The following is a 14484-nucleotide window of genomic DNA, read 5'->3' on the forward strand; positions in this document are numbered from 1 at the left end:
GCATGAATCAATACTGCATGGGTAGAAAAATACTTATTAAAATCAATGGCTTGTAAGCTCTTGCTTTCAAGCTACGGCAAAAAACGCCGGTAGATCGACTATTCATCCATCTGTGTACAAGTGGGGCCTTGGTGGGCACGTAATCACTTATGGAGACGCTGTTTTCGATGCACCGATGCTGTGCTTTTGCAACCCTGATAGGGTTTTCACCGTTTGTGTGGATAACTTTGTTGATAGCACCCATAGAACAGTGCCAAAGCCGCGCGCAGCAAGGCTTTCAACGGTTTGCCAAAAAAAACGGCAAGCGCTATTTTTGTTATGAATCAATGACTTGGCGCTGCCTCTTGGCGTCTTCTTGGAAATCACAGACATTCCGGCGCCTAAAACCCCGGATCACGATTTTTGTGCATAAGCAAGGCCCGGCAGCCAAATTTTTCGCTTGACACGCTCTACGGTAAAAGTGCGCCTGCTTACAGAAACCCGGCACTTCGCCCTGAACCCAGCAGCCACGCGGGCTGGCTGGGGTAACACCCGTTCGACATGCGAAGAATCGGGCTTTGGATCCCGGCAAAAAAGGCGGTGAAGCGCAAAAAGACCGCCGGTGCAATTTTCAGGTGCCGGATGCCCGTAAGTCCCGCCGGCGATGTTCGGAAAATACCGCAAGCCGTTGATTCAGAAGAACTTTTCAGGGAAACTCGTTTTTCTGTGGACAACTTTGTTGAAAGGCGGCTCCGGATGTCCCGAAATCCGCGCCCAGCAAGGCTTTCCCTGCGATGCCCAGGAAATAGGCAACCGGCCTGGTCCCTTTTGAATCAACGACTTACGGGTGCGTCCGCATCGTCCTCTGGAACAGCGGCGCCGCGCCGTTTCGGACAAGCCGTCAAAAACTAAATTTTGGCGGTCAGGCCGCCCGCAGTGCACACGAATGGGTATGCACCGCCTCGACCAGTGCCGCGACATTTTCGGGCGGCGTGTGCTGGCTGATGCCATGGCCGAGGTTGAAGATATGGGTCGGGCCTGTGGTGCTTGCATCGGTATGCGGCCGGCCGAAGCTGTCGAGCACACGCCGGGCCTGTTCCTGCACCTGTTCCGGCCTGGCGAACAGCACGTTGGGGTCGATGTTGCCCTGCAGCGCCTTGCCGGGTCCGCCGACGGCACCACCGACGAGGGCGCGGGCCTTGGCGAGGTTGACCGTCCAGTCGAGGCCCAGCACTTCGCAATCGAGGCCGCCCATCTCCGGCAGCCAGATACCGCCGCCCTTGGTGAAGACCAGGCGCGGCACGTCCTGGCCGTCCGGGCCGTGGCGCTTGAGGCCGGCCAGCACCTGGGCGGTGTAGGCCATGCTGAATTCCTGGAAGGCCCCGTCGGCCAGCACGCCGCCCCAGCTGTCGAAGATCATCACCGCCTGCGCGCCGGCGTCGATCTGTGCGTTGAGGTAAGCGGCCACCGATTGCGCGTTGACCTGCAGGATGCGGTGGAGCAGGTCGGGGCGCGCGTACAGCATGGTCTTGATGCGGGCGTAGTCGGACGAGCCCGCGCCTTCGACCATGTAGCAGGCCAGCGTCCAGGGGCTGCCCGAGAAGCCGATCAGCGGCACCCGGCCATTCAACGCAAGGCGGATGGAACTGACGGCGTCGAACACATAACGCAGCTTGTCCAGGTCGGGCACGGCGAGCGCGGCCACCGCGGCCTCGTCACGCACCGGATGTGCAAAACGCGGGCCTTCGCCTTCCGCGAACGACAGGCCCAGGCCCATGGCGTCGGGCACGGTCAGGATGTCGGAGAAAAGGATGGCAGCGTCGAGCGGGAAACGTTCCAGCGGCTGCAGCGTGACTTCGGTGGCGTAGTCGCGGTTGGTGGCCAGCCCCATGAAACTGCCGGCCTTGGCCCGGGTCGCCTTGTATTCCGGCAGGTAGCGCCCTGCCTGGCGCATCAGCCAGACCGGCGTGTGCGCGGTAGCCTGGCGGCGGCAGGCGCGCAGGAAGGTGTCGTTGATCAGCGGGGCGAAGGAGGTCGGGGTCGGTGTGGAAGCCATCCGCCGATTGTCACCGCCTGCGCACGGCCTCACAGGTCGGAGATCGCCGCTTTCAGTTCGTCGCGGCCGATGAGTTCGGTCAGCACCTTCGGCGGCCGGCCGGGGGCGTGGAGCACATACACCGGCACGCCGCTGCGGCCCAGGGCGCGCAGGGCCTGCGTGATGGCCGGGTCCTGGCGGGTCCAGTCGGCGCGCAGCAGTGCGACACGCTTGCCGTCCAGCGCGGCCAGCACGGCGGTGTCTGCCAGCGTGGTGCGTTCATTGACCTGGCAGGTGACACACCAGCTGGCGGTGAAATCGACGAAGACCGGCCGGCCTTCGGCCAGCAGGCTGCGGGTCTTTTCTTCGCTCCACGGCTGCCAGCGGGCGTACGCATCGGCCGTCGCCTGCACCGGCGGCAAGGCCAGCACGGTACGAGGCGCCATCACCCAGGCGGTGGCTGCCAGCACCAGGGTCAGCGCACCGCCGACCCACCAGCGAGTGCGTCCGGCCAGGCCCAGCGCCCACACCCAGGCCGAGCCCGCCACCAGCAGCACCAGCAACGCACCGGCACCGTCGATGCCGCTCTGCTGGCCCAGCACCCACACCAGCCAGGCCACGGTGGCGAACATCGGAAAAGCCATCAGGCGCCGGAAGACATCCATCCACGCGCCCGGCCGCGGCAGGGTCCGCGCCACCGCCGGAACCCAGGCGGCAGCCAGGTAGGGCAGCGCCATGCCCAGCCCCAGCGCCGCGAAGACCGGCAGCGCCTGCATCGCCGGCAAGCCGAGCGCCAGGCCCAGCGAGGCTCCCATGAAAGGTGCGGTGCAGGGCGAAGCGATTGCCACCGCCAGCACACCGGACAGGAAGGCATCGGCCGCCGGATGGCGCAGGGCCATGCCGGCCAGTCCGCGCGGTGCCCACATGCCGAATTCGAAGACACCGGCCAGGTTCAGGCCGAGCAGCGTGAAAAGCGCCGCCATGCAGGCCACCACGGACGGCGACTGCAACTGGAAACCCCAGCCGAGTTGAGCGCCGGCCAGACGCAGGCCCAGCACGAGTCCGCCCAGGGCGACAAACGACAGCAGCACGCCTGCCGCATAGGCCAGCCCCGCGATGCGCTGCTCGCGCGGCGCACCGCCGTGGCGGGCAAAGCCCAGGAGCTTGACGGCCAGCACCGGGAACACGCAGGGCATGAGGTTGAGCAGCAGGCCGCCGATCAAGGCAGCGCCGAGGGCCGCCAGCCAGGTGGCCAGAGGCGCCGATGTGGGCGTGGCGGCCGGCGGCGCGACCGCTGCGCGATTGGCGTCCAGTGCGTCCTGCAGCGCAGGCGATACGGCGGCCCGTCCGGCGATGGCGGGCCATGCGCCGCTCACCGGAGCTTCGCCGCGCCATCCCTGTCGACTGCCGTCGGTGGCCGTCGAGGCGATCACCAGCGGTAGCGAGCCGGGGCCTTCGCTGCGCTGGGCAGCCAGCGGCAGCCTCGCCGTCCAGGTGCCGCCCTGCCAGGACTGGCGGCCGTCGGCCGACGGTTCGGTGATGGCCGGCGTTTCGGGGAACAGTTCCAGCGTGCGGCCCTGCCAGGCGGCCGGCAGGCCGCTGGCCGTGACCGTCAGTTCGTTGCCTTCGACACGGGCTGCCAACGCGCCGGTCAGGGTCTGGGGTCGGGCTGCGGCGGCGGCGGCGAAGTCGGCCGCATGCGAGGCGGTGGCGCTATTCAGCGGCAGTTCGAAAGCGAAGTCGCCCTGTTCCGGAATGCATTCCTCGCGACACACCAGCCATTGCGCATGCAGGGCCAGCAGCACGCTGCTGCGGCCGGCCGCGAAGTCGGGCGCGACCTGCACCGTGGCGGGCAACAGCACCGTGTCTTCATAACCATAGTTGGCCAGCGGCCCCACCGGCAGACGGCGCGGCAACGGCCATTCGACATCGCCGACAGCGAGCCCGGCCGGCACTTTCCATTCGAGTTGTGTCGCCAGGCCCGAATCGCCCGGATTGCGCCAATAGGTATGCCAGTGCGGCTGATGGACGATACGCAGGCCCATCTTGAAGCTGCCTCCGGCCGCCACGCCATCGGGTGCCTGCACCACCAGTTCTGCCTGCACGTGCGGTGTGGTGATGGAAACCGGTGCCGCGGTCGCCTGCGCGCCGGAGAACCACTGGCACCAGGCGCTGCTGCCGGCACCCAGCAGCAATAGGGCGAATAGCGGACGAACTATGGAAGAAATGCGGTTGGTCGACATGGGCATGGATGGGAGACACGACGTGCTGCGAAGTTCCGGCGCCGGGCAGTCTGCATGGCGGGCGCGGCCATCGTAGCGGCCAGCCATCCGATGGTTTCGAGCGGACGGTGTTTCGTCGCCTCTATCGGCGATCCGTCGAGCATAGGGCGGCTTCGTCGGATGGGTCCGGGGGGCGCGACACCGGCCTCCTAGGATGGGTTTCCCTACTTGTCCCCCACCCGGTTCGGCCGCCCTCCATGCCGCACTTTCGCGTGTTTCGTTTGCCGCTTGAAATGCGCCTGTGCTGTGCCCTGTTCGCCGAGTTGGCGGGCTGGGCCTGGGATGAATGGCGTGCGCATTGCAGGGCGGTTATCTAGAAATGCCATGCAACCGTCGATTTCATTGCCGTTCGCCGCGCTGTTCTGCGGTTTTGCCATCCTTTTGGCATGGCTGCTCCAGGAGCCCTTGAGGCATCGCCGCGTGCGGCGGATGAAGGCCGCGAGCTTGGAGGTCTACCGCCGGCTCTACGCCGGCATGGAAGACCGGCGAAACCAGGCTCATTTCTCCTATTGCCCGGCCACGCGCGAACTGGTGGTCGATTCCCGGGTGGCCCGCATGCACGGCCTGGATCTTCCGTGGACCGGGCCGAGAAAAGACATCACGCTCGACGGCTGGCAGCAACTTCCTGCCGCCTTCCGGGCTGCCGGCTGGATCGACGAAGCGCTGGCCGACGGACTAAGCCGCGAACAGCCGGTCTGTTGTGAATACCTGGCGCGCCTGGCGGGTCATCCCGACCGGCATGTGGTGCTGACCGCCATGCCGGTGCCGCAAGCCGGACTGCTGGTGGGTGTGCTTGCCGAGCGGGCGAAGACCTAGCGCCTGCCGGCCCGGTGACCGCGCCGCCGGTCTGTGCTGGTGCTCCACACGATCAGCCACAACAGCACCAGCTGGAAGGGCAGGCGGGCGACCAGCAAGGCGTAAGGAACATCGAACGACTGCGCGTTCTGCAGCATGGCGATGTTGGCCGGCGTAACGGCGAGCGTCAGCAGGAACAGGCCCCAGCCGGCGGCGCGTCGGGTGGCGCGCCAGATCAGGCCGGCCGCACCTGCCAGCTCAAACACGCCGGTGACCAGCACCGCCTCGCGCGGCCACGGCACATAGGAAGGCACGATGCGCATTTCGGCGTCGGTGAACACGAAGTGCGCAAACCCGCCGATGAAGAACCACAGGAAGACAAAAACCAGTGCCGCCGTTCGCCAGGGACGCATGCGCTGGCGGCGTTGCCGCTCGTCCGGAAAATACTGCATGGAATTTCGAAAGGTAGAGCGGGGACGCCGGCTCAGCCGTAATGCGCAATCCATTCCAGGCCGCGGATCCGGGCCTCTTCGATGGCTGCGGCTTCTGCCTCGAAATCACCGGCCTGCAATGCGATGGTCCGGGCCCGTGTCGGCCACACCACCTTGGTCACGACAAGAGTGGGTACGAACCTGCCGTTTCCCATCTTGCGAGCGCTACAGGCGATTTGATATTCGCCATGATGGAACACCGACTCAGTCTGCATGAAACGACTCCCGCGCTGAAAGATAGCAGTATGCGCGACGGTGGTGACCAACGGAGTTGCGTGCGTCAGACGGTACCGCCAAGCACCCGAAAAAGCGTGGCGTGGTTCACGAGCCGGTTGTAGCGGTTCTCCGCCAGCGCGGTTTCGGCGGTGCGCCGGGCTTCCTGGGCGTCGAGCCATATCCGCAAAGCGACGGCACCCAGCCGGTAGCGGGTTTCGTACAGCCGCTCGGCGGTGCGGGCATCGTCCAGCCGGGCCTGCAGTTGCCGGCCCTGGCTGGCGTAACGGTCGCGTGCCGACAGGGCGTTGTCGACATCGGCCAGCGCCTGGTACAGCGTCTGGCGGAAGCTGACCACCGCCTGTTCGTATTGCGCCTGCGACACCCGGATGTTGAGGTCCATCTGGCGGTATTGCAGGAAGGGCAGGCTCAAGCCCGCACCCAGCGTTCCGATGGGGTTGCTCAGTACATTGGCCAGGCTGGTGCTGGAGCCGCCCAGGGCACCGGTCAGGGTCAGTGCCGGGTAGTAACCCGCCCGCGTGACGTCGATGGTGCTCAGGCTTTCGCGCAGCCTCAGTTCGGCTGCGCGTACATCCGGCCGGCGGGCCAGCACGGCGGCTGGCACGTCCTGCGGCACCAGCGGCAACACGCTGGTCGGCAACAGGGCTTGCGGGCTGCCGGCAGCGGCAGGTGCCTGCCCGTCGAACAGCAGCGCCAGCGCGTTGCCGGCCTCGACCTGTTGCTGTTGCAGCAGTTCGAGCGCGGCCTTCTGGGCGGACACGCTCTGCCGCGCCTCGGCCACTTCCAGCGGCGACACCGCACCCGCGTCGAACTGGGTCTGCACCAGCTTGAGCGTACGTTCGGCATAGGCGGCGCTGTCCTGGCCGGCGGCGATGCGCTGCGCCAGGTAGGCGCGCTGCCAGTAAAGCGTGGCGGTGGTGCCGGCCAGGGCCTGGGCGCTCGCTTCGCGGTCCTGCGCCGTGGCCTCGGCCTCCCATCGGGCGATGTCGCGCTGTGCGCCAAGACGGTTCCACAGGTCGACCTCGTAGCTGGCACCCAGGCTGGTGGTGCTGCTGCGGCCGGACTGCCCGCCGTCGAGTGCGCGCGACGCACTGGTGTTGACGCCGGCCGTCACGGCCGGCAGCAGATTGGACTGCGCGATGCCGGCCTGCAACTGCGCTGCTCGCACCTTGAAACCGGCGGCGGCCAGGTCGTTGTTGCGCGCCAGGGCCGAATCGACCAGCTGGTCGAGGGCCGGATCGTTGAAGGCGGTCCACCAGCGGCCGATGTCGGCCCGGCTTTCGAGCGGTGCCGTCACCACGCCGGCCGATGCGCCGTGCGCCCAGCTGGCGGGCAAGTTGATCTCGGGCGATTCGTAAGGGGCCTTGGAGCCGGTGGTGCAGCCGGCCAGCAGCAGGGCGGTCAGCAGGGGAGTCAGGGCAAGTTTCATGGACGGTTTCATTCGCGGGCCAGGGCATCGACCGGGTTCAGCCGTGCCGCATTGCGCGCCGGCCAGAAACCGAAGGCCACGCCGATCAGGGTCGAGCAGGCGAAGGCGGCGACCATCGAGCCGGTCGAATAGACCAGCTTGAAATCTATGCCCGCGCTGTCTACCGCCACACCCAGCGCCAGTGCCAGCAATATCCCCAGCACGCCGCCGATGAGGCACACCAGCACCGCCTCGATCAGGAACTGCTGCTGGATGTCGCCCTGGCGTGCGCCGACCGCCATACGCACGCCGATCTCGCGGGTACGTTCGGTCACCGACACCAGCATGATGTTCATCACTCCGATGCCGCCGACAATCAGCGAGATCACCGCGATGGAGGCCACCAGCAGCGTCAGCGTGGCGGTGGTGGCGGTGATGGTCTGGCGGATGCTGTCGGTGTTGAGCACATAGAAATCCTTGCGCCCGTGGCGCTGCTGCATCAGCGCGCCGATGCCCTGTTCGGCCGCGTCCATCGAGGCGTCGTCGGACACCCGCACGGTGATGCTGCGCAGGTAGTTCTGGTTGACGATCCGGCCCATGGCGGTGGTGTACGGCACGAAGACGTTCAGCGCCTCGCTGTTGCCGAAGGCGCTGTCCTTCCTGGCGGCCACGCCGATCACCCGCACCGGCACGCTGCCCAGCAGGATCACCTCGCCGATGGGGTTGGGGTTCTGCGGGAAAAGCTTCTTTCGGGTGTTGTCGTCGATCACCGCCACCTGTTCGCGCAGGCGCACGCTGTCGTCGCCGAAGGCCGAGCCTTGCGCCAGCGTCACGTCGCGCACGCGGAAATATTGTTCGCCCACGCCATTGACCGTCGCCGTGGCGTCGATGTTCCGGTAGCGCAGGGTGAGCGAACTGGTGATGGTCGGCGTCACGCTGTCGACATAGGGCTGGCGTGCCAGGGCGTCGGCATCGGCGGGTACCAGGGTGCGCACCGCGGCAGAGCGGGTGTCGCCGAAACCGGCGCCCGAAAAGATCTCGATGGTGTTGGTGCCGATGGCAGAGATGTTCTTCAGCACTTGCTGGCGCGAACCCTCGCCCAGCGCCACCACCGCCACCACCGAAGCGATGCCGATGACGATGCCCAGCATGGTCAGGAAGGTGCGCAGCCGCTGTGCGTTCATGGCCAGCAGCGCCATGCCGAAGGCCTCGGAAAAACGGTCGGCGAAGGCGCGCAAACCGCCCTTGGCGACGGGTCGCGGCGCCAGCGTGGCGGCGGGCGCGGTGCGGGCGTGGCCGGTGGTCCGGTCGTCGATGATGCGGCCGTCGCGGATTTCGATGATGCGGCCGGCATGCGCCGCCACCTGCATGTCGTGGGTCACGATGATGACCGTGTGGCCTTCGGCGTTGAGTTCCTGCAGGATCTTCATCACCTCTTCGCCGCTGGCCGAATCCAGGGCTCCGGTCGGCTCGTCGGCCAGGATCACGGTGCCGCCGTTCATCAACGCTCGTGCGATGGAAACCCGCTGCTGCTGGCCGCCGGACAACTGGCCCGGCCGATGTGCGGTGCGGTCGGCCAGGCCCAGCCTTTCGAGCAGGACTCCGGCGCGTTCGTGGCGTGCCTCGGACGGTGTGTTCGCATAGACCGCCGGCACCTCGACGTTGCCGCGCGCGGTCAGGTCGCTCAGCAGGTGGTAACGCTGGAAGATGAAACCGAAATGCTCCCGGCGCAGCGCGGCCAGGTCGTCGGGCGCCAGCGCGCCGGTGGTGCGGCCGTCGACCCGGTAGTGGCCGCGCGTCGGTTTGTCCAGGCAGCCGAGGATGTTCATCAGCGTCGACTTGCCCGAGCCGGACTGGCCGACGATGGCCACCATTTCACCGGCGGCGATGTCGAGGTTGATGTCCTGCAGCACGGCGATGGTGCCTTCGCCGGCCGGAAAATCGCGCCACAGCTCGCGCAGTTCGAGCAGGGCGGGGCGGTTGGCGTGGTTGTCGAGTTCAGGCATGCCGGCGCTGCCTCACATGCGCATCGGCGGACGTCCGCCGGGGCCGCGCACCTGCTGCGCCGGGTCGCGTGCCGAGGCATCGCCCAGCACTACCCGGTCGCCCTCGGTCAGGCCCTCGGTCACTTCGACACTGACGTTGTTGTTGATGCCGACCCTGATCTTGCGCGGCGCGGCTTCGCCGTCGGCGCCGACCACCCGCACCGTGTAGCTGCCGTCGCGTTCGCGCCGGCCCAGCGCCGATGCCGGAATGGTCAGCGCCGCCCTGGCCTCGCCCCGCACGATGGAGACCTGCGCGGTCATCGAGATGCGCAGCTTGCCCTCGGGGTTGGCGACGTCGAACAGGCCGTTGTAGTAGACGGCGGTGGTCGTGGTGGTGGTGCTGCTGCTCGACGACGTGGTGGTGTCGGTGAGGATGGAATCCGGCGCCGGCTCCACCGTGCGCAGGGTGGCGTCGTAGCGCCGGTCGGGTTCGCCCAGGATGGTGAAGTACACCTTCTGGCCGGCCTTGACCTTGACCACGTCGGCTTCTGAAATCTGCGACTTGATGGTCATGGTGTCGAGTTGCGCCACCTTGACGATGGTCGGGGTCGTCTGGTTGGCGTTCACCGTCTGGCCCTGCTGGGTGACGATGGCCACCACCATGCCGTCGATGGGCGCCACGATGCGGGTGTAGCCGAGGTTCACCCTGGCGGTGTCGGTGGTCACGCCGGCCTGGGCGATCTGCGCCTGCAGGGCGGCGGCGTTGGCCTTGGCGGTGTCATAGCTGGCCTGGGCGGATTCGAAGTCCAGCCGTGAACCGGCTTCACCCGCCAGCAGCTGCTGCTGGCGCTTGAAATTGAGTTCGGCCTGCGCCAGCGTGGCCTGTTGCGCGGCCAGCTGGGCCTGCACGTTGCGCAGCGAGGCTTCCGCGTTGCGCAAGGCGTTCTGCTGGGTCAGCGAATCGATCTCGGCGATCAGGTCGCCCTTCTTCACCGGATCGCCCAGCTTCACCGCCAGGGTCTTCACCTGGCCCGAAACCTGGGCGCCCACGCTGACCTGGCGAAACGCCTGCAACGTGCCGGTCGCCAGCACCGCGTCTTCCAGATCGCCACGGGTGACCGGCGCCGTCACGTACTGCGGAAGTTTCTTCTCGGGATTGAAATGCCGCCAGGCCAGCATGCCGACGGCGACCAGCAAAAGCAGGATGAAGACAAGGCGGATAGGGCGTTTCCGCCAGGAAGCGATTCGCTGGAACATAGGAGGCTGAGTTTGGCCGGGGGTTGCGACGCGCCTTTTACGGTTATGCGAAGCGGGGGTAAAGACGGTGCTTTTCAGGCTTCCGGCTGCCGGGCGGCCAGGCCGGCTTCGTACAGCGCGTTCTTGCTCGCTCCGGTGATGTCGGACGCCAGCCGGGCCGCGCTTTTCAGCGGCAGTTTTTCGGCCAGCAGCAGGGTCAGCACACGTTTGCCTTCGTCCAGCGTGGCGTCGGCTGCCACCGCCGCGCCATGCAGCAATACCACGTATTCGCCGCGGCTGCGCTGCGGGCTGCCGTCCACCCAGGCGGCGGCATCCCGTGCGGGCAAGGTGGCGATTTCTTCGAACTGCTTGGTCAGTTCGCGTGCCATGGTCACCAGCCGGTCGCCCAGCGGTGCGAGTGCGGCAGCCAGTTCGGCAATGCGGTGCGGCGCTTCGAGCAGGATCACCGGCCGCACCTGGGCGCCCAGGGCCTTCAGGGCGGTCGCCCGTTCGCCGGCCTTCGACGGCAGGAATCCGCCGAAGATGAAACTGCCGTCGTCATGCCCCTGCGCCACGATGCCGGCAGCGCTCAGGGCGGCGGTGATGCTGCTGGCGCCCGGCATCGGGATCACCCGGTGACCGGCGGCGCGAACCGCGGCGGCCAGGCGTGCGCCCGGGTCGCTCACTGCGGGTGTGCCGGCATCGCTGGCATAAGCCACCCGTTCGCCTGCGGCCAGCCGGGCGATCACCGCGTCGGCCGATTCGGATTCGTTGTGCCGGTGCACGGCCACCAGCGCCGTGCCGCTGCGGTCGATGCCGTAGCCGCGCAGCAGCGCGCCGGTGTGGCGGGTGTCCTCGCAGGCGATGGCCTCGACCGTCTGCAGCAGATGCAGCGCGCGCAGGGTGATGTCGGCCAGGTTGCCGATGGGCGTGGCCACCATGTAGAGCGCGCCGGCGGGGTAGTGCTGGGTGCCTGCTGCATCATGGGCAGCGGCAAGGGCAGGAGCAAAGGAGGCGGTCAATGAAATTCTTTCCAGGCGGGCAGGGTGCTGCAAAAACAGCGGCGGCGCTTACCACCAAACAACGCGGTGACGCCGCCGAGGCAAAAGCCCTGGCCCATCTTCGGGCCGCGGGAATGCGGCCGGTCGAGACGAATTATCGAACCCCGGGACGCGGCGGCGGCGAGATCGACATCGTCATGAGGGATCGGGACGGCACGCTGGTGTTCGTCGAGGTGCGGCAGCGGGCCAGCGCCAGCCACGGCGGAGCGGCCGGAAGCGTCGGTTCGGTCAAGCAGCGGCGCATCGTGTTCGCGGCGCGTTTCTACCTGACCCGCTTCGCCTCTCCGCCGCCGTGCCGTTTCGACGTGGTGAGTGTGGAGGCCGAAACCGTCACCTGGCTGAAAGCGGCGTTCGACGCCGGCTGACGTCAGGCAGCGGCCTGCTGCGCGGTCTCGACCAGGATCTGCACCAGCGCGTCCGGATCGACGGGTTTGGTCAGATGGCGGTCGAAACCTGCTTCGATGGCTCTTTTCTTGTCGTCGGCACCGCCCCAGCCGGTCAGGGCCACCAGCACCGGCGAAGGACCGCCTTCGTTTTGCTCGATGCGCAGCTGGCGGGCCACTTCGTAGCCGTTCAGGCCGGGCATGCCGATGTCCAGGAACACCGCGTCCGGCCGGTATTCGCGCACCAGTTCGAGAGCGGCCAGGCCGTCGTGGGCGATGCGGACCTCGTAGCCGTCCAGTTCGAGCAGTGCGGCCAGGGTTTCGGCGCCGTCGACGTTGTCGTCGGCCAGCGCGACCCGCAGGGGACCGCGTGCGGCGGGTGCGGCCACGGCATCCCCGGTGGCCGGTGCCTCGCCCATGCGCACGCCCGGAATACTCAACATGAACTCGCTTCCCTGTCCCAGGCCCGCGCTATAGGCCTGCACCTTGCCGCCATGCAGTTCGACGATGCCCTTGACCAGCGCGAGACCGATGCCCAGCCCGCCTTCGGAACGCTCCAACGCCGACTCGACCTGCGAGAACATGGCGAAGATGCGGCCCAGCGAAGTGGACGCGATGCCGATGCCGCTGTCGCTCACCCGCAGCACCAGGGCATCGCCCTCGCGCTGTGCGGACAGCCGGATGGTGCCGCCCGGGTCGGTGTACTTGGCCGCATTGGTCAGCAGATTCGACAGCGCCTGCGCCAGCCGCAGAGGGTCGGCGTCGATGTGCATGGCTTCGGCTGCGACCTCCACCACCAGCCGGTGGTTGCGGGCGGCGATCACCGGGCGCGAGGTTTCCAGCGCGGCCTCGACGATGGCGGCGGCGCCGGTCGGTGTCTTGCGGACTTCGAGGATGCCCCGGGTGATACGCGAGACATCCAGCAGGTCGTCCAGCAGCAGGGCCATGTTGCGCACCTGGCGCTCGATGACCTCGTGGCTCCAGCGCAGCTGCTGGAGCGTGGCAGTGGGTTCGCTGGAGATGCGCGCCGCGCTGCGGATGGGTGCCAGCGGATTGCGCAACTCATGGGCCAGCGTGGCCAGAAATTCATCCTTGCGGCGGTCGGCCTCCTGCAGGGCCTCCTCGGCGCGTTTGCGGTCGGTGATGTCGACCAGCACACCGGGCATGCGCTGGGCATGGCCCTGGGCATCACGCTCGATGCGGCCGTGAGCGACCACCCACCGCGGCCCGCCTTCGGCCGGCAGCACGCGGTGCTCCGAACGCCAGTGTTCGCCGCGCAGCAGGCCTTCCTGCAGCGATTCGCGCACGCGTTCGCGGTCGTCCGGATGGCAGCGTGCCACGAAGGCTTCCAGCGATCCGCCGGACTGCCGCGCATCGCCGGTCAGCATCATCAGGGCGGCCATGTTGTCGTCCGGCAGCAGCACGTCGTTGACGGCGTCGTAGTCCCAGGTGGAGATGTCTGCCGCGTCCAGGGTGGCCGACAGGCGCTCCCGGGTGCGACGCAGCGTGGCTTCGGTGGTGGCCCGCTCGACCGCCGACCATGTGCGTTCGACGACGTCCAGCGCCAGTTCGAGTTCACGTGACGACCAGCGGCGCGCTTCTGCATGTGCCAGGTAGACATAGGCCACCAGCCGGCCCTGCTTGACCAGGGGCAGGATCGCCAGCGCGCGTATGCCGCGTTCCAGGAAAGCGCCGCGGATCTCGCTGGCGATGGGGCCGGTGTCCAGCGCCAGGTCGTTCAGGGCGACCCGCGCACCGGTCGACAGGGCTGCCACGGTGGTCGGCAGTGCGTCGGCCGAACGGGGCACGCCGCGCGACAGCGGCAGGCTGCCGTTGCCGTGGCTGGTGTGGGTGACGGCCAGCCCGTCCGGCCGCACTTCACCGTACGCCACCAGCCCGACCTGCAGTTCGTCCGCCAGCGACTGCACCGCCAGCCGCTTCACTTCCACCGGTTCGGCGATGGGCCGGAGCCGGTCGCCCAGCCGCAGCTGGAAGGCCAGAAGGCGCTGGGTCAGCACCGCGTCGGTGGTCTCGCGGCAGGTGCACACCATGCCGTCTACGGCGCCGTGGCGGTTGTGGACCGGCAGGTAGGAAAACGCGAAATGGGTTTCTTCCGGATAGCCGTTGCGGTCGTGCATGGTGAACGCGATGTCATCCATGTGGACCGGCTCGCCCCCGTAGGTGCGGTCCATGATCGGGCCGACGTCTTCGATGATGTCGAACCAGACCTCGTCGAACGGTCGACCCAGCGCGGACGGATGTTTGCTGCCGCACAGCGGCGCATACAGGTCGTTGTAGATCATGGTGCGCTGCGGGCCCCAGGCCATGAAACGCGGCTCGCGGGCGGCGAGGATCACCTCGACCAGTGCCAGCAGGCTGTCGGGCCAGTTTTGGGGTGCGCCGAGCGCGGTGCCGGACCAGTCGAGTGCACGCATTCGGTCTGCCATCTCTCCTGTGGCATGGGGCAGGAAGAGGGTGGGCTGCGAGGCGGATGCGGTCAAGGTGGAATGGCGGTCGAGGACGGACGAATCGGCAAGGGCGGTGAGGGACACGGTATCTCTTGGGGTTCGTGGGGGCGGCCGGAAAAACGCACCG

11 protein-coding genes are annotated in these 14484 nt (G+C 67.5%); 2 read left to right on the forward strand and 9 right to left on the reverse strand.

All coding sequences use genetic code 11. The features are described 5' to 3' along the window. Window positions 1–901 precede the first annotated feature (901 nt). Together hemE and AC3ANW_RS03365 are read right to left on the reverse strand one after the other, a co-directional pair. Window positions 902–2035, reverse strand: a complete 1134-nt coding sequence (hemE, locus tag AC3ANW_RS03360; RefSeq protein WP_488343791.1) for a uroporphyrinogen decarboxylase — start codon at window positions 2033–2035, stop codon at window positions 902–904. Window positions 2036–2064: 29 nt separating this feature from the next. Beyond that, window positions 2065–4263 (reverse strand): protein-disulfide reductase DsbD family protein, encoded by a 2199-nt coding sequence (locus AC3ANW_RS03365; RefSeq protein ID WP_488343792.1) that lies wholly within the window; start codon window positions 4261–4263, stop codon window positions 2065–2067. Window positions 4264–4620: 357 nt separating this feature from the next. On the opposite strand from AC3ANW_RS03365, the gene AC3ANW_RS03370 reads away from it, so the two are divergent. Next, window positions 4621–5112 (forward strand): hypothetical protein, encoded by a 492-nt coding sequence (locus AC3ANW_RS03370; protein WP_488343793.1) that lies wholly within the window; start codon window positions 4621–4623, stop codon window positions 5110–5112. Here the strand turns inward: AC3ANW_RS03370 and AC3ANW_RS03375 are convergent. The 6 genes from AC3ANW_RS03375 to rsmI all read right to left on the reverse strand — a co-directional run bounded on the left by AC3ANW_RS03375 (window position 5109) and on the right by rsmI (window position 11467). Continuing rightward, window positions 5109–5543 (reverse strand): DoxX family protein, encoded by a 435-nt coding sequence (locus AC3ANW_RS03375; RefSeq protein ID WP_488343794.1) that lies wholly within the window; start codon window positions 5541–5543, stop codon window positions 5109–5111. The two genes, AC3ANW_RS03370 and AC3ANW_RS03375, sit on opposite strands and share 4 nt — an antisense overlap. 32 nt (window positions 5544–5575) lie before the next feature. Then, window positions 5576–5848 (reverse strand): hypothetical protein, encoded by a 273-nt coding sequence (locus AC3ANW_RS03380; protein WP_488343795.1) that lies wholly within the window; start codon window positions 5846–5848, stop codon window positions 5576–5578. Window positions 5849–5862: 14 nt separating this feature from the next. Further along, on the reverse strand, window positions 5863–7245 hold the full coding sequence (locus AC3ANW_RS03385) for an efflux transporter outer membrane subunit (RefSeq protein WP_488343796.1): 1383 nt from the start codon (window positions 7243–7245) through the stop codon (window positions 5863–5865). Between the two features lie 8 nt (window positions 7246–7253). Next, entirely contained in the window at window positions 7254–9230 is a 1977-nt protein-coding gene (locus tag AC3ANW_RS03390; RefSeq protein ID WP_488343797.1) for a MacB family efflux pump subunit, read from the reverse strand. 12 nt (window positions 9231–9242) lie between these two features. Further along, window positions 9243–10466, reverse strand: coding sequence for an efflux RND transporter periplasmic adaptor subunit (locus AC3ANW_RS03395; RefSeq protein ID WP_488343798.1), 1224 nt, complete (start codon window positions 10464–10466; stop codon window positions 9243–9245). A gap of 74 nt (window positions 10467–10540) precedes the next feature. Next, window positions 10541–11467 carry a 16S rRNA (cytidine(1402)-2'-O)-methyltransferase gene (gene rsmI, locus AC3ANW_RS03400; RefSeq protein WP_488343799.1) on the reverse strand — a complete coding sequence of 309 codons (927 nt, stop codon included), beginning with the start codon at window positions 11465–11467 and terminating at the stop codon, window positions 10541–10543. On the opposite strand from rsmI, the gene AC3ANW_RS03405 reads away from it, so the two are divergent. Then, entirely contained in the window at window positions 11467–11871 is a 405-nt protein-coding gene (locus AC3ANW_RS03405) for a YraN family protein (RefSeq protein WP_488343800.1), read from the forward strand. The two genes, rsmI and AC3ANW_RS03405, sit on opposite strands and share 1 nt — an antisense overlap. Window positions 11872–11873: 2 nt before the next feature. Here AC3ANW_RS03405 and AC3ANW_RS03410 read toward each other — a convergent pair whose 3' ends face one another. Then, window positions 11874–14441 (reverse strand): hybrid sensor histidine kinase/response regulator, encoded by a 2568-nt coding sequence (locus AC3ANW_RS03410; RefSeq protein ID WP_488343801.1) that lies wholly within the window; start codon window positions 14439–14441, stop codon window positions 11874–11876. Window positions 14442–14484: the final 43 nt, after the last annotated feature.

It is taken from the genome of Xylophilus sp. PBN-3R, assembly GCF_057747805.1.

Coding starts and splice junctions, on each gene's coding strand:
- hemE (WP_488343791.1), bottom strand. CDS start 2,035: ATGGCTTCCACACCGACCCCGACCTCCTTCGCCCCGCTGATCAACGAC.
- AC3ANW_RS03365 (WP_488343792.1), bottom strand. CDS start 4,263: ATGCCCATGTCGACCAACCGCATTTCTTCCATAGTTCGTCCGCTATTC.
- AC3ANW_RS03370 (WP_488343793.1), top strand. CDS start 4,621: ATGCAACCGTCGATTTCATTGCCGTTCGCCGCGCTGTTCTGCGGTTTT.
- AC3ANW_RS03375 (WP_488343794.1), bottom strand. CDS start 5,543: ATGCAGTATTTTCCGGACGAGCGGCAACGCCGCCAGCGCATGCGTCCC.
- AC3ANW_RS03385 (WP_488343796.1), bottom strand. CDS start 7,245: ATGAAACTTGCCCTGACTCCCCTGCTGACCGCCCTGCTGCTGGCCGGC.
- AC3ANW_RS03390 (WP_488343797.1), bottom strand. CDS start 9,230: ATGCCTGAACTCGACAACCACGCCAACCGCCCCGCCCTGCTCGAACTG.
- AC3ANW_RS03395 (WP_488343798.1), bottom strand. CDS start 10,466: ATGTTCCAGCGAATCGCTTCCTGGCGGAAACGCCCTATCCGCCTTGTC.
- AC3ANW_RS03405 (WP_488343800.1), top strand. CDS start 11,467: ATGAAATTCTTTCCAGGCGGGCAGGGTGCTGCAAAAACAGCGGCGGCG.